This window comes from Nocardia sp. NPDC024068, assembly GCF_040638875.1.
Taxonomy (GTDB): Bacteria; Actinomycetota; Actinomycetes; order Mycobacteriales; family Mycobacteriaceae; genus Nocardia.
On sequence record NZ_JBEZYU010000003.1, the window covers coordinates 43,249 to 64,526 of the forward strand.

20 protein-coding genes are annotated in these 21,278 nt (G+C 68.0%); 16 read left to right on the plus strand and 4 right to left on the minus strand.

Going from position 1 to position 21,278, the window contains the following annotated elements; all coding sequences use genetic code 11:
• Positions 1-6: 6 nt before the first annotated feature.
• Together AB0F41_RS05380 and AB0F41_RS05385 are read right to left on the minus strand one after the other, a co-directional pair.
• Complete coding sequence (locus AB0F41_RS05380; RefSeq protein ID WP_357421480.1) at positions 7-351, minus strand: ferredoxin family protein; 345 nt, start codon at positions 349-351, stop codon at positions 7-9.
• Positions 348-1,934 (minus strand): FAD-binding protein, encoded by a 1,587-nt coding sequence (locus AB0F41_RS05385; RefSeq protein WP_357421481.1) that lies wholly within the window; start codon positions 1,932-1,934, stop codon positions 348-350. Before AB0F41_RS05385 ends, AB0F41_RS05380 begins: the two co-directional genes overlap by 4 nt.
• A gap of 162 nt (positions 1,935-2,096) precedes the next feature.
• On the opposite strand from AB0F41_RS05385, the gene AB0F41_RS05390 reads away from it, so the two are divergent.
• The 4 genes from AB0F41_RS05390 to AB0F41_RS05405 all read left to right on the plus strand — a co-directional run bounded on the left by AB0F41_RS05390 (position 2,097) and on the right by AB0F41_RS05405 (position 4,811).
• Entirely contained in the window at positions 2,097-2,258 is a 162-nt protein-coding gene (locus AB0F41_RS05390) for a hypothetical protein (RefSeq protein WP_357421482.1), read from the plus strand.
• Between the two features lie 21 nt (positions 2,259-2,279).
• The gene (locus AB0F41_RS05395) at positions 2,280-3,500 is read left to right on the plus strand and encodes an MFS transporter (RefSeq protein ID WP_357421483.1); all 1,221 of its coding nucleotides are present in this window, start codon (positions 2,280-2,282) and stop codon (positions 3,498-3,500) included.
• A 68-nt stretch (positions 3,501-3,568) separates the two neighbouring features.
• Positions 3,569-4,525 (plus strand): endonuclease/exonuclease/phosphatase family protein, encoded by a 957-nt coding sequence (locus tag AB0F41_RS05400; RefSeq protein WP_357421484.1) that lies wholly within the window; start codon positions 3,569-3,571, stop codon positions 4,523-4,525.
• A 46-nt stretch (positions 4,526-4,571) separates the two neighbouring features.
• Positions 4,572-4,811: a hypothetical protein gene (locus AB0F41_RS05405; protein WP_357421485.1), complete on the plus strand. Its 240-nt coding sequence runs from the start codon at positions 4,572-4,574 to the stop codon at positions 4,809-4,811.
• Between the two features lie 92 nt (positions 4,812-4,903).
• On the opposite strand, the gene AB0F41_RS05410 is transcribed toward AB0F41_RS05405, so the two are convergent.
• A complete protein-coding gene (locus AB0F41_RS05410) occupies positions 4,904-5,239 on the minus strand; it encodes a hypothetical protein (RefSeq protein WP_357421486.1) in 336 nt (111 codons plus the stop codon).
• A gap of 278 nt (positions 5,240-5,517) precedes the next feature.
• On the opposite strand from AB0F41_RS05410, the gene AB0F41_RS05415 reads away from it, so the two are divergent.
• The 11 genes from AB0F41_RS05415 to AB0F41_RS05465 all read left to right on the plus strand — a co-directional run bounded on the left by AB0F41_RS05415 (position 5,518) and on the right by AB0F41_RS05465 (position 19,050).
• The gene (locus AB0F41_RS05415) at positions 5,518-6,414 is read left to right on the plus strand and encodes a helix-turn-helix transcriptional regulator (RefSeq protein WP_357421487.1); all 897 of its coding nucleotides are present in this window, start codon (positions 5,518-5,520) and stop codon (positions 6,412-6,414) included.
• A complete protein-coding gene (locus tag AB0F41_RS05420) occupies positions 6,401-6,601 on the plus strand; it encodes a DUF397 domain-containing protein (RefSeq protein ID WP_357421819.1) in 201 nt (66 codons plus the stop codon). Before AB0F41_RS05415 ends, AB0F41_RS05420 begins: the two co-directional genes overlap by 14 nt.
• A gap of 357 nt (positions 6,602-6,958) precedes the next feature.
• Positions 6,959-7,756, plus strand: a complete 798-nt coding sequence (locus AB0F41_RS05425) for a polysaccharide deacetylase family protein (RefSeq protein WP_357421488.1) — start codon at positions 6,959-6,961, stop codon at positions 7,754-7,756.
• A 149-nt stretch (positions 7,757-7,905) separates the two neighbouring features.
• The gene (locus AB0F41_RS05430) at positions 7,906-10,083 is read left to right on the plus strand and encodes an amidase family protein (RefSeq protein WP_357421489.1); all 2,178 of its coding nucleotides are present in this window, start codon (positions 7,906-7,908) and stop codon (positions 10,081-10,083) included.
• An 83-nt stretch (positions 10,084-10,166) separates the two neighbouring features.
• The gene (locus AB0F41_RS05435) at positions 10,167-11,519 is read left to right on the plus strand and encodes a cytosine permease (protein WP_357421490.1); all 1,353 of its coding nucleotides are present in this window, start codon (positions 10,167-10,169) and stop codon (positions 11,517-11,519) included.
• Positions 11,516-13,012, plus strand: a complete 1,497-nt coding sequence (locus AB0F41_RS05440) for an amidase (protein ID WP_357421491.1) — start codon at positions 11,516-11,518, stop codon at positions 13,010-13,012. Before AB0F41_RS05435 ends, AB0F41_RS05440 begins: the two co-directional genes overlap by 4 nt.
• Entirely contained in the window at positions 13,009-14,010 is a 1,002-nt protein-coding gene (locus AB0F41_RS05445) for a formamidase (protein WP_357421492.1), read from the plus strand. The genes AB0F41_RS05440 and AB0F41_RS05445 overlap by 4 nt, the downstream gene beginning before the upstream one ends.
• 390 nt (positions 14,011-14,400) lie before the next feature.
• Complete coding sequence (locus AB0F41_RS05450; protein WP_357421493.1) at positions 14,401-15,297, plus strand: hypothetical protein; 897 nt, start codon at positions 14,401-14,403, stop codon at positions 15,295-15,297.
• Between the two features lie 29 nt (positions 15,298-15,326).
• Positions 15,327-15,941, plus strand: coding sequence for a hypothetical protein (locus AB0F41_RS05455; protein ID WP_357421494.1), 615 nt, complete (start codon positions 15,327-15,329; stop codon positions 15,939-15,941).
• Positions 15,938-17,443: a pyruvate, phosphate dikinase gene (locus AB0F41_RS05460; protein WP_357421495.1), complete on the plus strand. Its 1,506-nt coding sequence runs from the start codon at positions 15,938-15,940 to the stop codon at positions 17,441-17,443. The genes AB0F41_RS05455 and AB0F41_RS05460 overlap by 4 nt, the downstream gene beginning before the upstream one ends.
• The gene (locus AB0F41_RS05465; RefSeq protein WP_357421496.1) at positions 17,440-19,050 is read left to right on the plus strand and encodes a PEP-utilizing enzyme; all 1,611 of its coding nucleotides are present in this window, start codon (positions 17,440-17,442) and stop codon (positions 19,048-19,050) included. Before AB0F41_RS05460 ends, AB0F41_RS05465 begins: the two co-directional genes overlap by 4 nt.
• A gap of 68 nt (positions 19,051-19,118) precedes the next feature.
• Here the strand turns inward: AB0F41_RS05465 and AB0F41_RS05470 are convergent, their stop codons facing one another.
• Positions 19,119-19,751 (minus strand): TetR/AcrR family transcriptional regulator, encoded by a 633-nt coding sequence (locus AB0F41_RS05470; RefSeq protein ID WP_357421497.1) that lies wholly within the window; start codon positions 19,749-19,751, stop codon positions 19,119-19,121.
• A gap of 248 nt (positions 19,752-19,999) precedes the next feature.
• Between AB0F41_RS05470 and AB0F41_RS05475 the strand changes: the two genes are divergently transcribed.
• Positions 20,000-21,247, plus strand: a complete 1,248-nt coding sequence (locus tag AB0F41_RS05475) for a cytochrome P450 (RefSeq protein ID WP_357421498.1) — start codon at positions 20,000-20,002, stop codon at positions 21,245-21,247.
• The last annotated feature ends 31 nt before the right edge of the window (positions 21,248-21,278 follow it).

Here is a 21,278-nt window from a genome sequence, read left to right on the forward strand (position 1 = left end):
TGGTCGTCAGCTGGTGAGGGGTGACCCGTTCGGCTGGAGGGCGGGACCGACGGCGTCGAGGGTTCCGGGCTTTCGGCCCTTGCCCCACCCGATCCGGGCGCGGTAGCTGCCGAGGAGGCCGTTTCGGATGAGTTCCTGCTGGTCCGCGGACTCGGGGTCGGGGGTCGTCCTGGGGGAGACGAAGAGTGCGTCGGCGGGGCAGTTGGCCTCGCATTGGAAGCAGGTCTGGCAGTCGCTGTGCCGGGCCACGACGGGGATACCGTCGGCGCCGCGGTCGAAAACGTTCGTCGGGCAGACGGCGATGCATTTATCGCAGGCGATGCACCGCTGCGCGGAAACCAGTTCGATCATGACGCCACCCCCGCCGGAACCGCCGCGTGTTCCGGGCGCACATCGATGCGGTCGAGCCCGGAGGTGATCAGCCGGTAGTGCTGGCCCGGGTCCAGGTCGGGGAAGTCGAGGCGTTTGGCCATGCCCCGGGTTTCGGTGCGGGCCAGTGCCGTCCGGTACATCCAGCGGGCGTGGGCGGCCATGGCGGCGGCCTGGCGGGTGCGCACCCGGTGCGCGCCGTCACCGCCGAGGGATTCGCGGATCCCGGACCAGATTCCGTCCAGGGTCACCAGCGATTCGGCGAGAACGCCGCCGTGGCGCAGATAGTTCTTGTCATAGGGCAGCACCTCACGTTGTACGGCGGCCACCATCTCGCGGGCGTCGGCGGTGGCGGAGATCTCCGGGCGGGCGCCCGCATCGCCGATAGCGGTCGCCGCCCTGACGGAGGCCCAGGGGCCCTGGGACCGGGCGTAGCGCGCGGCGCCGCCACCCGCCCAGTTCCCGGACGAGATCGCCCACGCGGCGTTGTGGCTACCGCCGCCGGTGAAACCGCCGCAGATGAGTTCGCGGGTGGCGGCGTCACCGGCCGCGTACAGGCCCGGGACCGTGGTGGCGCAGTCGTCGCCGGTGATCCGGATACCGCCGGTGCCGCGCACGGTGCCCTCGGCGATCAGGGTGACGGCGAATTTATCGGCGAAGGGGTCGATACCGAGCCGGTCGAAGGTGAGGAAGAAATTCGGCTGGGCCCGGCGCATCGCGGCGCGAGCGGGCTCGTCGGCGCGGTCGAGACGGCAGAACACCTTGTCGCGCAACAGTTCCGCGGCGATGGGCGACCGCTGCCGCCCGCTCGCGCCTTCGAGCACGCTGCCGTCGGCGCGGTAGAAGGTAGCGAACTGGTAGAACGCGGTTTTGGTCACCGAGGTCCCTTCAGGGGCGATGCCGTAGGCGTTGGAGAATTCCATCCCGGACAGTTCCGCGCCGGCCTCCACCGCGAACAGGGCGCCGTCACCGGTGTTCACATCACAGCCGAGGGCTTTGGACTGGAACGCGCAGCCACCGGTCGCCAGGACCACCGCCCCGGCGCGCACCCGATAGTCCTGGCCGGCCTGCCGCCGGTGCCCCGCCGCCCCGGCGACCGCCCCGTCGGCGTCCACCAGCAGTTCGGTGACCGGGCTGTGGTCGAGGATCCGCACCCCGGCCCGGCGCACCAGAATCCGCATCCGCCGCATGTACTCCGGACCCTGCAGCCCGTTGCGCAGCTGCTTTCCGTCGGGGCCCACCGGGAAAGGGAAGCGGGCTACCTCGGCCAGCTCGTTCAACCGGTCGTAGGTCTCGTCGAGGACCCGGGCCGCCCAGCGGCGGTCGGCGAGGTAGCCGCCCAGGCTTTCCCGGCTCGCGATCGCGGCCTCGCGCTCCAGCGGGTCCGGCGGAACGTACCAGACCCCGGTGCCGGCCGATGCGGTGGCGCCGCTGGTGCCGCAGTAGCCCTTGTCGACCAGCACCACATCGGCTCCGAGCCGGGCGGCGCGCAGGGCGGCCCACGTGGCGGCGGGTCCGCCGCCGACCACCAGAACATCGGCGGTCATATCGATTACGTCGGTCATATCAACCCTCGCTCCGTATGCGGTGGCGGTCGCGCGCCGGTGCTCGTTCGCGGACCACGGTGCCGAATGCCAGGCTGCAACCACGGCCGGTGCCGGACAACGATTGGAATCGGGGGTAGCGCAAACCTCCCGTGACCTCGGTGCGGACACCATCATCACGCCATGCGTAAACGTGTGCCGGCCCCGATCGTCTCGCTGCTCGCGGCCGTCTCGCTCGTATCGGCGTGCGGCACATATATCGTCCGCGACGATTTCCTGGCCCGGAACAACGGCACCTATCCCGGGAACGCCGGACCGGACGGGCAGGCGATCGCGCAGCGGTGACCGGTCGGATCAGCCGAACCCATGACGTCTACCTGGACGACCCTGCGCCCCCTGCTGCCCACCGTCTTCCTGCCCTCCGCCGTATTCGGAATCGGCCAGGGCGCCGGATCACCGGTCATCGCGCTCACCGCCCGCGACCTCGGCGCCTCGGTGGGGACCGCCGGGGTGATCGTGGCGCTGGTCGGGCTCGGCGCGGTACTGGGAGATCTCCCGGCGGGGCGGGTGGTGGCCCGATTCGGTGAACGCCGTTCGATCATCGCCGGCTCCGCGATCGGCACCATCGGTGTCTTGCTCTCCCTGCTGGCCTGGACTCCGGCCGTCCTGGCGCTCGGCGCCCTGCTGACCGGGGTGTCCAATGCTGTATGGGGTCTGGCCCGGCAGAGCTATCTCGCGGAAGTGGTCCCGGTCGAGATGCGGGCCCGCGCGATGGCGACCTTCGCGCTGATGTGGCGGCTGGGTTTCCTGGTCGGCCCGTTCGTAGGTGCGCTGGTGATCCTCGGTCTCGGGACCCGCGGCGGATTCGCGGTGCAGCTGGCGGGTGTGATCGTTTCCGGGTATCTGATGTCGCGGGTCCCGGACCCGCCCCGTGCTCCCGGCGCATCCACCGGCGGGGTATCGCTCGCGGCGATCCTGCGCCGCCATCGCGGACTGCTGGCCACCCTGGGCGCCGGATCGATGCTGATGGGCGCGGCGCGCGCCTCGCGTGAGGCGGCACTGCCGCTGTGGGCCGACCATATCGGCCTCGACGCCGCCTCGGCGTCGCTGCTGTTCGGTGTCGGCGCGGCCTTCGATCTGCTGTGCTCGTATCCGGCCGGTCAGCTGATGGACCGTTACGGCCGCCGCTTCATCGCGGTGCCCTCGCTGCTGATCATCGCGCTCTCGTACTTCCTGCTGCCCTTCGCCCACGATATGTGGTCGCTCGGGGCGGTGGCGGTGATCATGGGTATCGGCAACGGGTTCGGTAACGGCGTCATCATGACCCTCGGCGCCGATGTGGCCCCGGCCGCGACCCGCGCCGAGTTCCTGGCCGCCTGGCGGCTCACCCACGATTTCGGGATGTTCCTGGGCCCGCTGACCGCCGGCGCCGCCGCGACGGTGGTGGCGCTGGGGGCGGCGGTCGCCGGGCTGGGTGTGGTGTCGGTGACGGGGGCGGCGGTGATGTACCGATACATTCCCCGCTTCGCCTCCGCGTCGGCCCGCCGTGCCGCCGTTCCGGTCCCGGCGCATACGAACTCGAGCTGAGCCGGGACCCGGGGTGGCCGCAAGGTTCCCGAAAGGTTTTCTCGAGCGGGCCCGATAGGTTTGCCGGTATGACGCACAAGGTTGTCCGCCGGGTGGTGCTCGGCGCGGGGTGGTGTGCGCTGCTGGCCGGGATGCTCGGGATCGTGCTCTATCTCGGTGGATGGCAGCGGCGGGAGCTGATTCTGCTGGCCTCCGGGGCCACGTACCTGATGCTCGGCGCACTCGCCGCGCTGGTGTTGTTCGTCGCCGCCCGGGGCCGGCGCAGCGCCGTCGCGGCCGGGATCGTGCTCATCGGTGTGCTGTGGACCCAAGTGCCGTTGTTCGTGCCGGACGGACGTGCCGCCACCGGGTCGGGCGCCGGGCTGACCGTATTGCAGTCGAACCTGCTGTTCGGTGGCGCCGACGCGGGCACCGTGGTGGCGGCTGTGCGCGACCGGCAGGTCGATGTGCTCACGGTGAACGAACTCACCGACTCCGCGGTGGCGAATCTGAGCGCCGCCGGACTCGATTCCCTATTGCCCCACCACTACCTGGATCCGGGGGCCGGAGGCGGCGGCACCGGAATCTACAGCCGCTTCCCCCTCTCCGATACCGTGCGCCATCAGGAATTCGTCCTCGGAAATCTTTCCGCGACTCTTACTCACCCGGACCTCGGCCCGGTCACGGTGTTCGCCTTCCACCCGCTGCCTCCGAACATCGACCACGCCGCCTGGCTGGGCGAGATGCGTGCCGTCGATACGCTCCTGCGCGGCACCGAGGGGCTCGCCGTGGTCGGTGCGGATTTCAACGCGACCAGCGACCATGCCGCGTTCCGGCAGCTGGTGAGCGGTGATTTCGCCGCCGCCGCGGATCAGGCGGGGGCGGGCCGGTTGCTCACCTATCCGGCGGACCGATCCTGGGGTCCGGTGATCGGAATCGATCACATACTCGTCTCGAGCGGCACCACCGAGCACATCAGTACTTTCACCGTCCCGGGCTCCGACCACCGTGCGGTGCTCGCCCGCCTCCGCCTGACCACCCCCTGACCTCCCGCCGCCACTCGACCCCTACTTGCCACTTCCAGGAGAGAACATGTCCTCCCGCACCCGTCTGCGCACCCTGACCTGCACCACGGTCATCGCCCTCGCCGCCGGCCTCGGCTCGGTCGCCTGTAGTAACGACCGCTGGTGCGAATTCGACGCCACCGACACCAAAGTCGACAATTCCTATTGTGAGAAAGGTACGCCCGGCTACGAATGGGAGCCGGACAGCGACGGAAAGACCAAGAGCAAGAAATCGAAGTCCACGACCTCGAAACGCAATAAGAACTGAATCGTCGCCGCCGTAGCCCCCGGCCCGGACGGGCCGGGGGCTATTTCTGTCCCGAAGATTTCTCTCGACAGGCGTTTCCCGATGCGGGGCGATCAGTGTGTGTGGACGATCCCGGTTTCGCGCACTCCACCGGAGCAATTGCGGTGCCGGTAGCTGTAAGGGGTTCCGACGATGAGCGCGCAGCGCTCGAGCACGTCCTCGACCCGGTTGTCGATATGAGCGGCCGCGGGCACGATCAGCGCAGGTGGACCGAGTTTCAGAACCTCGTCGAGAGTGTAGGGGAGGGGTTGTCCCGGGTCGGCGAGGACGACCTGCTCGACCCGGTATCCGTGGGCGGCGGCGAGTAGCCCGCACTGGGCCTCCAGGTTCTCTCGCGCGGCCGCCGTCGCGACCATTTCCGCTTTCAGATACACGATTGCTCGACACATCGGCGATGCTCCTGGCATAGTCTTGGTGCGCACCCGGTGCGGGGTCCGAAACCGCTGTCGGCGTGATCGATACGGACCACCGGCCTTCCGCACTCCAGGCATCGGGTCGATGTTCCCCCAGGGCCATTGGGGGAGGGGCCCGCACCGGGCGCCCTATGAGTAGAGCGTTGCCGCAACGCAATTCACAGCGGCATCGTGGATATTTTCGCCGGAAATCACCCGTCTTCCATCGCGGGGCATTCCATATTCCACTCATCCGATTAGCAAGGGGAACGATCATGGCCATGGGATCGACGCTTCCGCGCCGCGCGCTGGGGCAGCAGTTGCGAAAACTGAGGGAGCGCAACGAGATAAGCCAGGCACAGGCTTCACGTATCGCCGAGACCAGTCCGCAGTCCTACGGCCGGTTGGAGGACGGCCGCATCACCAAGGTGACCGATATGGCACTCAACGCTCTCGCCAACGCCTACCGGGCGACAGATGAGGAGCGACGACTCCTGCTCGATCTGGCGCGGGAGATCCGGGTGAGTCCGGCATCCGGCTCGGGTTGGTGGAGGGCATATTCGGATGCCATCGCGCAAGGCTTCGACCACTATCTGGCGCTCGAGGAGGCCGCGAACCATGTGACGTCGTGGCAGACGGCAGTGGTGCCGGGCCTCCTCCAGACACGCGAGTACCGTCGTGCGCTCACCTGGGCGATGCTTCCGAACGGGTCTCAGGATGAAGTGGAGCGGCAACTCGCCCTATTCGCTGAGCGGCGAAACGCGCTCCGGAGTGAAAATTTCCGATTCGAAGCACTTCTCTCGGAAGCTGTTGTGCGGCAGCAAGTTGGATCGCCTTCGGTTATTGCCGAACAGCTGAAACACCTGATCGAGCAGTCCGAAAAACCGGAGGTCGAAGTTCGAATCCTGCCGTTCCGCGAAACGAGACCGGTAGGGCTCGTGGCCAGCTTCGTCCTGTTCGAGTTTCCGCCGCTGGCCTCTTCCGGGCTCTTGGCGCCTCCCGCTGTCCACATCGAGGGACTGGTCGGTGAGTTGTATATCGAACGTGAATCCGAAGTCTCGGAATATATGCGCCAGGCCGCGATGATCCGGCGTGTAGCGTTGTCGGAGTCGGCATCCAGGGAATGGATGGTGAAAACCCTGAAGGAGACGGCCCATGATGGGGTTATCTGACGCGCGGTGGTTCAAGAGCTCACGAAGCCACGGGGGTCGCGATTGCGTCGAGGCTGCCCACCTGGATCAAGGCTCGGTCGCCGTGCGTGACAGCAAGAACCCGTCCGGCTCCACCCTGATCTTCGCCCCCGGTCAATGGGACGCTTTCCTCGGGGCGGCCAAGGCCGGGGATTTCGACCCCCGCTGACCGGAGCTCGTCTCCAGGTGCTACCGGCTCGCCGATAGCGTAAGCCGCATTTCGAACTCCAGGCGCGGATCGCCGGGGGAGACGGCTCCCGTGACGCCGGTGCGGCGGAAGCCGTGGCGGTGATAGAGGCGTTCAGCGGTTTCGTTGCCCTCGGAGACCTCCAAACAAACATCGGCACAGCCGCCGGCAGTGGCCCAGTCGACGATCGGCGTCGTACTGCTGGTGCGCCCGGACGGGTGGAGAAGTCGCGCGTGGCGGTCCCGCGCCCACGCCGCGCCCGGCGGTAGAGTCCCCACCTGCGTCAGAGCACGTCGGAAGGCATTTTCGGTTACGTGGGTCGATGTGATCGGGGTGGCGATGGACAGGCGTTCGATGTTGTCGATACTGGCCGCGGGGACCGCGGTGGCACTCACCGGTTGCCAGCGGGCGCAGGGTGAACCCGCGGCGGCCGAAGCCCCGGCGGCGCCGGAAGCGGTGGCCCCGGCGGCCGTCGATCCGCCGCTGCTGCCGCCCCCTCCGGGTGGCCCGAAAACGCCGATTCCGCCCGCCACCATCACCGCGCTCCCCGGGCCCGGAAGCAGCATGGCGCTGACCGTGGACGACGGCGCGAGTTCGGAGGTCGTGGGCGCCTACATCAAGTTCGCGAAGGACACCGGTGCGCGCTTCACCTTCTTCGTCACCGGCTACTACCCGGCCTGGATCGATCACCGCGCCGAGTTGCGGCCGCTGGTGGAATCCGGCCAGATCCAGGTCGCCAATCACACCTGGGACCACGCCGACCTCACGTCGCTGTCGGATATCGACGTCGCCGACGAACTCTCCCGCTGCAAACTGTTCCTGAAGAACACCTTCGGGGTGACCGGCGCTCCTTTCTATCGTCCCCCGTTCGGACGCCACAATGCCCGGGTGGACCGGGTCGCCGCCGATCTCGGATACCGGGTTCCGGTGATGTGGTACGGCTCGTTGTCGGATTCCGGGCTGATCACCGAGCAGTATCTGATCGAATGCGCCCACAAGTACTTCAACCCGCAGACGATCGTCATCGGGCACGCCAATTTCGCGCCCGTCACCCGCTGCTACGGACAGCTGGTGGACATCATCCGGGAACGGAACCTCGCGCTGGTCACCCTCGACGACGTGCTCACCGTCGCCTGATCGCGTCCGCCCCGCCCGCCGACCCGGGCCGTGCGCGGCCCGCGGCTCGGTCACCGGGCTGTAACGCAATCCGAACAGTCATGACATCGCGCGGCGCCACACTTTCCAAGGTGTGATCACGCTGGTCGGTGAAGGTGAGGTGATATCACATGACTGCGGAGTCGACGGAACGGACCATGGCGGAGTCGGTGTACCAGCAGGTCCGCCGCAGGATTCTGGACGGCCGCATCAAGCCCGGGACCCGTGTCTCGATCCGGTCGCTGGCCCAGTCGGCCGGAGTCTCGACCATGCCGACCCGGGAAGCGCTGAAGCGCCTGCAATTCGAGGGGCTGGTCGCGTTCGATCGGCGGGCGGTCACGGTGGCGGCACTCGACGCGGACGAGATCCGACAGCTGTTCGCCATCAGGTCGACTCTGGAATTACTGGCCACGGAATGGGCGCTGATGCGTCTCGATGAGGACGGTATCGCCGCGATGCGGACGGTTCTCGACGATATGGGCGACCCCGGCATCACCCCGGATGTCTGGCGCGAACTCAATCGCACCTTCCATCAGACCCTGTACGGCCACGCCCAGAGCCGCTACCTGATGGAACTGATCAACAACATCTGGGACCGGATCCAGCCGTACATGGCGATCTACGCCTCGGCGTCGCACAATCTGGACGACGCGCGGCAGGACCACGAGCATATGTTCCGGCTGATGGTCGACCGGAAACTCGATGAGCTCCTCGATGCCACCCGCTATCACATCGAAACAACGGCGGAGGCCATTGTCGGCGCGCTCGGCACACCCCACGGAACAGCTACCGAAGCCGCCGCGAACTACGAAGAACTGTCGATCGATGCGTTTCACAGCATGATCGAGAGCGGTGAGACGACCAGCGCGAAGCTCACCGGCTGGTACCTGGCGCGAATCGACGATATCGACTCGGCCGGCAACCCCGACGGGCTCGGGATCAACTCCGTGGTGACGGTCAACCCGGCCGCCCTTCGGGAGGCCGCGCGCCTGGACGAGCAGTACGCGCGCACGGGCGAACTCGTCGGGCCGCTGCACGGTGTTCCCGTCCTGGTCAAGGACCAGGGGGAAACACGCGGTATACCGACCTCCTTCGGATCCGAGGTATTCGCCGAGTACGTTCCCGACGTCGATGCCGCGGTCGTGCGACGACTCCGGGACGCGGGCGCGGTCATCCTGGGAAAAACCGCTCTGTGTGATTTCGCCGCGGGCTGGTTCTCGTTCTCGTCCCGCACCGGCCACACCAAGAACCCGTATGACACCGAAAGGGATACCGGCGGTTCGAGCGCCGGGACCGCGGCGGCGGTGACCGCGAACCTGTGCCTCGTCGGCATCGGCGAGGACACCGGCGGATCGATCCGGCTACCGGCGTCCTTCACCAATCTCTTCGGCCTGCGAGTCACCACCGGACTCATTCCCCGCACCGGCTTCTCGCCGCTGCTGCACTTCCAGGACACCCCGGGGCCGATGGCGCGAACGGTGACCGACCTGGCGGCCGTCCTCGACGTCATCGCCGGGTACGACTCCTCCGACCCGTACACCGGTATCGCGGCCACCTCCCCCGATATAGGAACGTATGCCGCCGCGGTCGGCGAGGTGAACGCGGACGCCCTGCGTAGCTTCCGAATCGGGGTGCTGTCCGACGCCTTCGGTACCGGAACCGACCAGGAGAGGACGAACGCCGTCGTGCGGACGGCGATCGGCGATCTCGGCCGGCTCGGCACCGCGGTGAAAGACGGGCTGCGCCTCGGGAATCTGGCGGCGTGGATCGAGGAGACATCCCTCTACACCCGCTGCTCCCGAAAGGACATCAACGAGTTCTTGGCGCAGCGCCCCGGCGCCCCGGCCACCTCGGTGGACGAGATCGTCGCGGCCGGACGTTTCCACCCGCTGACGGATCTGTTCGGCGATCTCGTATCCGGCCCCGATGATCCCGACGGCGACCCGGCCTACCTTCGAGGCCGGTTACGCCAGGAGGAATGGCGGCGCGTTCTCGTCGCGATGATGGCGGAGGCCGACGTCGACTTCCTGGTCTACCCCACGGTTCAGGTCCCGGCCCCCACCCGCGCCGACCTCGAAGCCGGCCGCTGGACGGCCCTGGATTTTCCGACGAATACCGTGATCGCCTCCCAGACCTCGCTGCCGGCGATGAGCATCCCCGCCGGTTTCACCGATTCCGGGCTGCCGGTCGGACTGGAAGTGCTGGGCCGCCCTCTGTCCGAGCTCTCGCTGCTGCGTTTCGCACGCGCCTGGGAGCTGGCCGCGAGTCCGCGGCGGCCGGCGCCGGCGACGTCCGCGGCGGCCGGTTGATCACCGATTCGCCACGTCAACGGTGACCTGGGCGAATCTCGGGCGCTTCGGCGCGAATCTCTTTGGATAAAGGATGGACCCGCATGACAACGCGTACCCAGACACCACCCGCCGTGGCGCACGAGAAGCACGGTGGGCTCGAGGAGGAGTTCGAGAACGAACCCGTCCCCGCATCGCATCGGCGCTCCGTATTCTCGGTATCGGCGGTGTGGTTCGGATTCCCGATGGTCCTCACCTCCGCCATCTTCGGCGGAACCATCGCCTACGGTCTGGGCTTCTGGAAGGGCATCCTGTCCATTCTGATCGGCAATCTCGTCCTGTTCGCCTATGTCGGCTCGCTGTCCTACCTCGCGGGCAGAACCGGTAAGAACTTCGCGCTCAGCGCGGCCGAAACATTCGGGCGCAACGGGGCGAAGATCGTGGCGGGATTCCTGTCGACCGTCGTCATCGGCTGGTTCGCCTTCCAGACGGGGTTGACCGGAGCGACCCTGGAAACCTCACTCGGCTGGAATGCCACCCTCCTCGCCCTGGTCGCCGGGCTCCTGTACATCGGCATCACCTTCATCGGTATCCGCGCGCTGACCGTCATCGGTCTCATCGCGGCGCCGTTGTTCATCGCCCTCGGGATCGTGGCCGTCGTGATCGCGACACGATCCGACGGCATCGGCGCGATCACTTCATTTCAAGGCTCCGGTGACGCCGCGGTCCTGTCGATGGGGGCGGCGATCACCATCGTCGTCGCCGGATTCGTCGATTCCGGAACGATGACCGCCGATTTCACCCGCTGGTCCCGCAGCGGTAAGGAAGCCGTTGTCGCCGCGTTCAGCGCCTTTCCCGTCGCAAATACCATCGCGATGGTCGTCGGCGCGATCATCGTGGCCGCGGGCGCCGCGGTCGATCCGGCCGCCAACGGCGGTGACTTCCTGCCGATCCTCACCGAACACGGTCCGGTGCTGACGGCTCTCGCGGTCGTCTTCGTCTTCGTCAATCTCGGATCTGTGTGCGCGCATTGCCTGTACAACGGTGCTGTCGGATGGAGCCAGCTCACCGGGTCGAAGATGCGGCTGCTGACCCTCGTGCTGGGTGCCGTCGGCGTGGTGATCGCGCTCGCCGGGGTGTGGAGCCATTTCGGCACCTGGCTCAACCTGCTCGGCATCTTCGTGCCCTCGATCGGTGCCGTACTCATCGTGGATCAGCTGATCACCCGTCGCGCCGCCGCGCGGACACCCACAGGTTTCCGGGTACAGCCGTTCGCCGCCTGGGCCATCGGCGCGGCCTGCGCCTACGGGGTGCACCACTGGGCGCCGCAACTCGGCGAAGCCATCGTCGGAATGGTGTGCGCGGCTGTCGCCTACCTCGTCGTCGAGGCGGTCGTCCCGGACCGGATCAACCGCAGCACGGCCGTCGGCACAGCAGAAATCGGGGTGACGCAATGACCACCGCATCCGACACCGGCCTGGCGGGAGCATCCGCGGTCGAGATCGCGTCGTCGATCCGCACCGGGAAGGTCACCGCCGCCGAGGTCGTCGAGAGCGCGCTCGCCCGGGTCGACGCTCTCGACGGCAGCCTGCACGCCTTCGTCGAACGCACCGATGCGATGGCGCGGGCGCAGGCGGCCGAGGTGGACGCCGCGTTCGCGCGTGGTGACGATCCGGGACCGCTGGCAGGTGTGCCGATCGCCATCAAGGATTTGATAGCGACCGCGGGGGTGCCCACCCGGAACGGGACGGTCGTCTACGGGGACTGGATTCCCGACGAAGACGATATCGTCGTGGAGCGGGTCAAGAACGCCGGAGCGGTGATCCTGGGCAAGACGACCGTTCCGGAGTTCGGGTACAGCGCGGTCGGCCACAATCCGGTGTCGCCCACGGCACGCAATCCGTGGAACCCGGAGTTGACGCCCGGCGGGTCGTCGGCGGGTTCCGCGGTGGCGGTGGCCACCGGTATGTCGCCGCTCGCGCTGGGCAGCGACGGCGGCGGGTCGGTCCGGATACCCGCGTCCCTGTGCGGGCTGGTCGGATTCAAGGCATCGATGGGGCGGGTCCCGCTCTATCCGGGCTGCCGCGACGAGCGATTCCCCGGAATGTCGAGCTGGGAGACCATCGAACACATCGGCCCGATGACGCGCACCGTCGCGGACACGGCGCTGCTCATGTCGGTGCTCGCGGGCCCGGATCCGCGAGACAGGCATTCGCTACCCGCCGGTGACGTCGATTGGCTCGGCGCGATTTCCGAGGGCCCGGCCCGGGGGCTGGCCGGCAAGAGAATCGCCTACTCGGCGGACCTCGGCTATCTCCCGGTGGATCCGCGGGTCCGATCGACCGTGGCGGCGGCGGTCGAGGCCTTCGAGAAACTGGGTGCGACGGTGGTCGAGGCCGACCCCGGAATCGACGACCCGCGCCCCTATATCTGGCCGATCGTCATGGCCGACAGCGACCTGGTGGGTATGCGCGGACTGGTGGCGCGCCATCGCGACCGGATGTCGCCCCACCTGGTCGAGCTGATCGAACGGCCTTGGACGGCAGAGGAATTCACCACCGCGCAGATGATGCGCAAGCGGGTGGTCAACCAATTGTGGCGGTTCATGCGGAACTACGACCTGCTGGTCACGCCGAGCCTGGCCGTCCCCGCGTTCCCGATCGGTATACAGGGGCCCGAGCTGATCGACGGCCGGATGGTGGATTCCGGAAGCTGGCTGGGATTCCTGAATATCTTCAACTGGACCGGTCAACCCGCGATATCGGTCCCCGCGGGATTCACCGGCGACGGATTGCCTGTCGGACTGCAGATCGTCGGGCCGCATCTGGGCGACGCCGAAGTACTCGCGGCAGCCGCTCTCTTCGAACAGGAACGGCCGTGGCACTCCCGATGGCCCGAACTCGGGGCGTCCACGACCGGCGGAACACGAGAGGACGACCTCATACGATGACCGGACTGGACGGACTCAATCCGACACCGGGTGCGCTGGTGCTGGGATTGGTGCAGGCACAGGTACCCACGATCCGCGAACCCGGCGATCTGAAAGCCACCGCGGAGCGGCTGGCGGGCATCGTGAAGGGCGCCAAGAGAGGTATGCCCACCATCGATCTGGTGCTCATGCCGGAATACAGCATCAACGGGCTGGATCCGCAGACCTGGCTGGACAACGCATTGCTGTGTGACCGGGACGGACCCGAGATGACGGTGCTCGCCGACGCCTGCCGCGACGCCGATGTGTGGGGCTGCTTCTCCATCATGGAGCGGAACCCGGACGGGGCGCCCTGGAACAGTGGGATCATCATCGACAACACCGGTCGTGAACGTCTCTACTACCGCAAGATGCATCCCTGGGTGCCCGCCGAACCGTGGGCGCCCGGCGACCTCGGCATCCCCGTATGTGAGGGCCCATCCGGGTCCGCACTGGCGCTGATCATCTGCCACGACGGCATGCTGCCCGAGATGGCGCGGGAGGCCGCCTACAAGGGTGCGAACGTGATTCTGCGGACCGCGGGCTACACCTACCCGATTCGGCAGGCCTGGCAGATCACCAATCAGGCCAACGCCTTCCAGAATCTGGCATATACGGCCTCGGTGGCTCTGGCCGGCCCGGACCAGAACAACATCTGGTCGCAGGGCGAGGCGATGGTCTGCGATATCGACGGCACCGTTCTGGTGCACGGGGACGGGATACCCGATCGGGTGGTCACGGCGGAGGTCGTCCCGGCCCGCGCGGACGAGGCCAGGCGGAGCTGGGGCGTCGAGAACAATATCTACCAGCTCGGCCACCGCGGATACTCGGCCGTCGAGGGCGGAGCACGTGACTGCCCGTACACATTCATGCGGGACCTGATGGGCGGCACGTACCGAGTGCCGTGGGAATCCGAGGTCGGTCACGTGGACGGGACCGGCGCGGGCTGGGGTGTCCCGGCCGAGGTGCGTGCGCGCTGAACCGGGTGGTGTCGGGCGCGGCCCGTTCTCGGCGAGCCGTGGGGTGAAGCAGGTTTCCGGCGGCCGGTACCTCACCGGCGCCACCCGGCCGGCCGACGCCGGGGAGGCGCTGTAGCGCAGGGCTCCACCGGTTCGGCTATTGCGTTCCGGCCGAACCGGTTTGACGGGCACGGGATGTGTTCCCATAAATTGACACTCCCGTCATTTCGTATAGCCTCACAGCTGCGCGGTGACCCGGCGCCGGTATGACCACGGCGCGACCATGCCGCGCAGCTGTTCACTGTTCGCATCCCGCGCACGATCACCCCGTGCCGGAAACCGGGAAACCGTCATGAGCGTCGAGGTCAGGGCCGAATGCTGCGGTGCACCGCAAACCTGGAGGGACCCTCGATGACCACCGCCACTCGGGCCGAGCAGAGCTGGGGAAAGCTGTCCGAGCCGATTCATCACGGTGCCGCCGGGGCCGGTGATCCGGTGTGGAAGGACAACGCCTACCTGTCGTTCTGGGATTCCGGCGCCCAGGTGTTCGGTACGGTGCACGTCTCGACCTCGCCGAACGCCCCCGATGCGCGCCGCGCCCGGTTCAGTGTCTCGGTGCGAGGCCGGGTCACCGAGGTGATCGAAACCCTCGCCGAAGGAACCTTCAGCAGTGCGAGCATCCATTTCGGGCTCGACGGCCGGGTGCGGGTGGATCATCCCGCCGTCCGGGCCGAACTCGTCAACGCTCCGCTGTTCGTTGCCGCGGACTACGGCGCCAACAACGCGATCCCGGCGCTCGTGCCCGGCGCACCGCTCCAGCACTTCCAGCAGGCGTGCACCGTCGCGGGCGGGGTGACCGTCGACGGGACGACGGTCGCGGTCGCCGGGCACGGTATGCGAGACCGCACCTGGGGGTTCCGCGACGAATCGTCGCAATGGGTCGAATTCGCCGCACTGTTCACCGTGAACGATTCGACCTTCGTTTCGGCCATGAAGTTCCGGGGCGCCGATGACACCCTGACCGCAGACGGTTTCGTCATCGACGGCACGAGTTCGACGGGCATCACCGGGATCACGTTCGCGCGGGACGCGGCGGCGCAATACCGCTGGGCCCGGCTCACGCTCGCCGACGACACCACCCGGGTGGTGTCGATGCGTACCCGGCTCGGAGGCTTCTGGGTCCCGGCCGGCCCCGCCGAGACCGAAGGGCCGGCGCTGGGGGTATACGACGATTTCATGATGCTCGACAGCGGAGGGCGCGGCGGGGAAGGCATTTTCGAGCAGGCGATCCTGCACCGGGTCGCGTAGCAGCGCCGACGAGAGAAAGCAGCCACGCCATGCCGCACGTCCTGCGCGTCCTTCAGACGGCGCGATTCAAGGGGCGCCCTACCGAATCCGACCTCGCCGCCGCGGCAGGACTCGCCGAATCCGACCTCGCCGCCGTCGTGGAGACCTTGCTCACCACCGGTGAGCTGGCGCGGGTGGGCACGCGCATCAAGCTCACCGCCGAGGGCCGGGCCCGGCTCGACACCCTGCTGGCCGCCGAGCGGGCCACCGTTGATCAGGACCGGGTCCGCGGGCGCTACCGAGAGTTCGCCACCTTCGACACCGAATTCAAACAGCTGGTCACCGATTGGCAGCTCATCGGCGGAGACCGCCCCAACGACCACACCGACGCCGACTACGACGCGCGGATCGTGGCCCGGCTGAGCGCTCTGCACGAGCGGTTCGGGCCCTTGCTCGCCGAATTCGTCGCCCTCGCACCGCGGCTCGCGGAATACCCGAACCGGTTCGCGGCGGCGTTGGCCGGAATACGGTCCGGCGACCCGGCCTGGTTCGCGCGACCGCTCATCGACAGCTACCACACGGTCTGGTTCGAACTGCACGAGGAACTGATCGGGCTCGCCGGTCTGTCCCGGGTGCGGGAAGAAGCGGCCGGGAGGCCGGAATGACCTCGGCTGCCTCCGGACCCCCGCAGGTCTTCGTCCTCGGCTCCGGAACTGCCGCGGATCGCGGCCTGATCGGCGGCAAGGCCTGGAGCATTCAGCGGATGTCGGCGCTCGGACTGCCCGTTCCGCCCGCCTTCGTGCTCACCACCGGGGCCGGCCGTCATATTCGCCTGGCCGGCGACGAGCTGCCCGCCGCAGTGTGGGACGCCGTGCTCGCGGCCGTGGCGGAACTGGAGGAGGCCACCGGCCGCCGGTTCGGGGCCGGCCCCCGGCCGCTCCTCGTCTCGGTGCGCTCCGGCGCCGCGACCAGCATGCCCGGGATGATGGACACGGTACTCAACCTGGGGATGAACGACGACGTCGAACGGGCATTGGCCGCGCAGTCCGAGGATCGGTCGTTCGCCGCCGACACCCACCGGCGTTTTCGCGCGCAGTTCGAGAAGGTCGTCGGCCGCCGCCCATCCGGCGACCCCTGGGAGCAGTTGCGCCGCGCGATCGTCGCGGTTTTCTGTTCGTGGCATTCGCCGCGCGCGGTCGCCTATCGCGAGACCCGCGGGCTGTCCCACGACGCCGGCACCGCGGTCACCGTGCAGGCGATGGTCTTCGGCAATCTCGACGACCGATCGGGAACCGGGGTGCTGTTCACCCGTGACCCGCTCACCGGGGATCCCGAACCCTACGGCGAGTGGCTGCCGCGGGGTCAGGGGGAGGACGTGGTGTCCGGCCGCGCCGATGCCCTCGCGGCGGCGGATCTGGCTTCCGCGATGCCGGATGTGCATGCCGACCTGCTCGCCGCCGCCGCGCGGCTGGAGGCCGATGGCCGTGATGTGCAGGATATCGAGTTCACCGTGGAGAGCGGCAGGCTGTGGCTGCTGCAGACCCGCGCCGCGAAACGCTCTCCGCAGGCCGCGATCCGGCATGCGATCCTGCTGCGCCGGCTCGGGCTGATCACCACCGGCGAGGCGCTCGACCGTGTGCGACCCGAGCAGGTCGGTGCCCTTCTCACCCCGCACCTCGACGTGACCGAGGCGGCAGCGACGACCCCGGTGGCGACCGGGAAACCGGCCTGTCCGGGTATCGCCACGGGGCTCGTCGTGACCGACGCCGCCGTCGCGATGGAGCATGCGGACCGCGGAGAGACGGTGATACTCGCCCGGCCGACCACCGACCCCGACGATGTCATGGGTATGTCGGTGGCCGCGGCGGTGCTCACCGAACTCGGCGGATCGACCTCGCACGCGGCGGTGGTCTGCCGGGAGCTGGCCGTTCCGTGTGTGGTCGGATGCGGTGTACAGACGCTCATGGGACTGGCCGGACGGGTGGTCACCGTCGATGCGACGGCCGGTGCGGTGTATCCCGGCACGCTCACCGTCGTCCCCGGCGCTCCGGCCGACGACCCCGATATCGCGCTGCTCACCCGCTGGGCACGCGCAGAATCCCCGCACGCCGCACCGGGCTCGTTGCCCGAGCTGCTCGTGCGCCGCGAGATGGAGAGAATGCAATGAGCAGCCGCGAAGAGGTCGAGGAAACCCTCGACAACACGACGATCGATCCGTCGGTCACCTGGACGACCGGCAATGTCGCGGAGGCATTTCCCGGCGTTTTCACCACTCTCGGATTCACATTCATCAACGCGTCGGTGGAACTGGCCACCCGTGCCACCTTCAAGAATCTGGGTGTCCTCACCGCGAAACAGGTACAGGTCCCCGACCGGACCGAGGATATGTTCTGGACCCTGTTCGCCGGACGGGCCGCGGCCAATATCGACAAATTCCGCGAGATCGCGAATATCACCCCCGGCACCTCGGCGACGGCGGTCGAGCAGCAGTTGTTCGGTTACGTCCGGCCGGAGACGGTGGATGCGAACAGCGCACGACGCTATCCGGTCATCGCCATCAAGGCGCCGGGCGCGGTACTGCGGCTCCCCGGCCGCCACGATGCCGAATTCGCCGAGCTGCGCCGCTGGCGGCTGGCGCATCTGGACGGTATCGACGCCCTCGACCACGCGGGTTGCGTCGAGCTACTGGCCGACGCGCAGCGCCGATTCCGGCGCATGCTGACCAAACATATGCTCGTCGCGTTCGTCAGCTCCGGGCTGGCCGACCGGGTGACCGATATGCTCGCCGAACTCGACCTGAACCATCTCGGGCCCGCGCTGCTGTCCGGCGTCGGATCCGACGAGAGCGAGATCGCACACGACCTGTGGGCGCTCGCCCACGACGAGATCACCCTGCGCGAGTTCACCGATAGGCACGGCTATCACGGCACCGACGAGGGGCAGTTGTCCGGTGTGACATGGCGAGAGGAGCCGGCTCCGGTGCTCACCCGGCTCGCCGACTATCGCGCCATTCCCGCGGACAGCCCACGGGCGCCACGGAATCGGAGCCGGGAACAGGTCGAGATCCGGCAACGCGCGCTGGCCGAACTCCAGGCTGCCCTGCCCGCCCGCAAACGCGGCGGCGCGGCCCGGAACGTGCGGTGGGCGAGTCGCTGGATCGCGTTGCGTGAACAGGGCAAAGCCGGGTATCTGCTCACCTTCGATATCGCCAGGGCGGCGATGCGCAGGCAGGGCACGCTGCTGGTCGATGCCGGTGTGATCGACGCCGTCGACGACGTATTCCACCTGTCCTACGAGGAAGTGTGCGGCGGTGTCACCGAGGACCGGCGTGCGCTGGTCGGTGCCCGGCGGGCACAGTACGACCAGCGGTGCGACTATCGTCTGCCGCAATCGTGGTCGGGCGTACCCGAATTGACCAAGGTCGGTGACTCCGATGCTCCGGCACTGGGCGTATCCGGGGTGATCACCGGCGTGGCCGCCAGCGGCGGCGTGGTGGAGGGCCGGGCCCGGGTGGTCCGCGATCCCGCCACCACCGAACTCGAGGACGGGGACATCCTCGTCTGCGAGACGACCGATCCGAGCTGGGTGTCGCTGTTCCTCGTCGCGGCCGGGGTGGTCACCGACTACGGCGGCATGCTCAGCCACGGGCCGATCGTGGCCCGCGAACTCGGTATCCCGTGTGTCTGCGGCACAGATAACGGAAGCTACCGGATCCGCGACGGTCAGCGCATCCGCCTGGACGGCGATACGGGGCAGGTGACCGCGGTCGGATGAAACCCACGGTGTCGCAACGAGTCCGCTTCGCCGGTCGGCCGGGGCGGCCCGTTGCGACCCGGCGGCGGCTACCAGAGAGTGCCGCGCAACAGGCCGACGAGATGATCGATCATCGGCTCGAGCCGGTCGTCGGTGCCGACGAATCCCGCATACATGCTCATACCCCACACCACCGCGATGAGCACCTCGGTGACAGCGTCGGTATCGATATCGCGCCCGATCGTCCCCTCCGCCGCCGCGGCGGCCAGCGCGGGCCGGATGAAGCTACGCACATATTCGATCTGTCCCTCCGCCCAATCACCCAGTTCCGGATTGCGCAACGCGTCGAACAGCGAGGCCGCGAGGAACCGGACGTAGGTGCGGTTCTCGGAATCGGCCCGCATGCTGACGCGCAGGAACGCGGCCATTCGGTCGGCGATGTCCTGCGCCGCGCCCGCTTCGGCGATTCCGGCCGTGATCACACTGTCCTTGTCCGCTTCGAACAGCGTCCGGTAGAGCTCGTCCTTACTCCGGAAATAGTGGTTGATATTGGTGCGGCTGATGCCGGCCCGGGCAGCGATATCGGTGAATGTCGCACGGTCGTAGCCGACCTCGCTGAACAGCTCACGAGCCGCCCGCAGAATGGTGTCCCGGGTGTCGGCCCCATCCGATCCGGGCGGCCGCCCACGGCCCCGGCGAGGTCGCGCTCCCGGATCCGTCACCACCGCACTACCTCTCGTCCACCGGCCTCCGGTGATGGTCGCCGCCTGCCACCCCGCCCCGGTGGTCCTCCTGGTGCGAACACTCGCGGCGAGTACACCTTCCGCGTGGACAGCACCGGCCAGAGTCTAGCCGCCCGGCGCCTCGAGTCCCTGGAGTGGCTCGTGCACTCGGAGTCGAAACGCGATATCGGCCACCGCCGAATACCTGGTTCACAGTCCGCCGTCCGCAACAGCTGTCTGGAGTCCCCGTGAGTACCGTCCCGTCCGCAACGCCGGCCTCATCGTCCTCGTCCCGTCCGATCTCGCCGTTCGATTCCGACGAACCCCGGGTGTCGCTGTTCGCGCCGGAATTCGCGGCCGATCCGCACGCCTACTACCGGGCCATGCGCGAACAGGGCCGGTCGATGATTCCGGTGGAATTGGCGCCCGGCGTTCCCGCCACGCTGGTGGTCGACTACCGGACAGCGGTGCGGATCCTCAACGACCCCGAACATTTCCCGGCCGACCCGCGCACCTGGCAGAAGGACGTACCGGCCGGTTGCCCCGTACTGCCGATGATGGAATGGCGCCCGATGGCGACCCGGAGCGCCGGAGCGGAGGCGGCCAGGTACCGGCAGGCCACCACCGAAAGCGTCGGCGAGGTCGACCTCTACGCGCTGCACACCACGGTGGAGGAGATCGCCGTCTCGCTGATCAACTCCTTCTGTGCCGACGGTCACGCCGATCTGATCGGCCAGTACACCTTCCCCCTGATCTTCGGAGTGCTCAACGTGCTCTTCGGATGCCCGCCGGAGGTGGGGGAGAAAATGGCCGCGGGTATGGCGTCGATCGTCGAGGGTGTCGACGCCGATCACGGCAACATGATGATCAGCGAGGCGATGCTCGAGCTGGTGACCCTCAAACGTGCCGAACCCGGAAACGACATCACCTCCGCGCTGCTGCGGCATCCGGCCCGGCTCGACGATCTGGAAATGGTCCACCAGCTGGCCAGTCAGTACGGCGCCGGGATCGAGTTCCAGCAGAACTTCATCGTGAACACGCTGCTGTTCATTCTCACCGACGACAGCCTGGGCGGCGGCGTGCTGGGCGGCAGCCTGCCCACCCGCGAAGCTCTCGACGATGTTTTGTTCAACGACCCGCCGCTGGCGAACTACCTGCTCACCTACCCTCGGCAGCCCATTCTCATCGACGATGCCTGGCTACCCGCGCATCAGCCGATCGTCGTCGGTATCGCGGCATGCAACAACGACCCCGCGGTCGGCGGCGGGGATCGCACCGGCAACCGTTCCCATCTGGCGTGGGGGGTCGGTGCGCGCACCTGCCCGGCCCAGTCCATGGCCTATCTCATCGCGCAGGACGCCATCGACCAACTCCTCGACGCCCTACCGGAGATAACGCTGGCGCAGCCCCCCACCTGGCGGCCCGGTCCTTTCCACCGGTCGCTGACATCGCTGTCCGTGGAATTCCCGGCGTCCGCACCGCTACACCTTTCCTGACCGGCCCGAGCCGGGGATCGCCCGGGCGGAT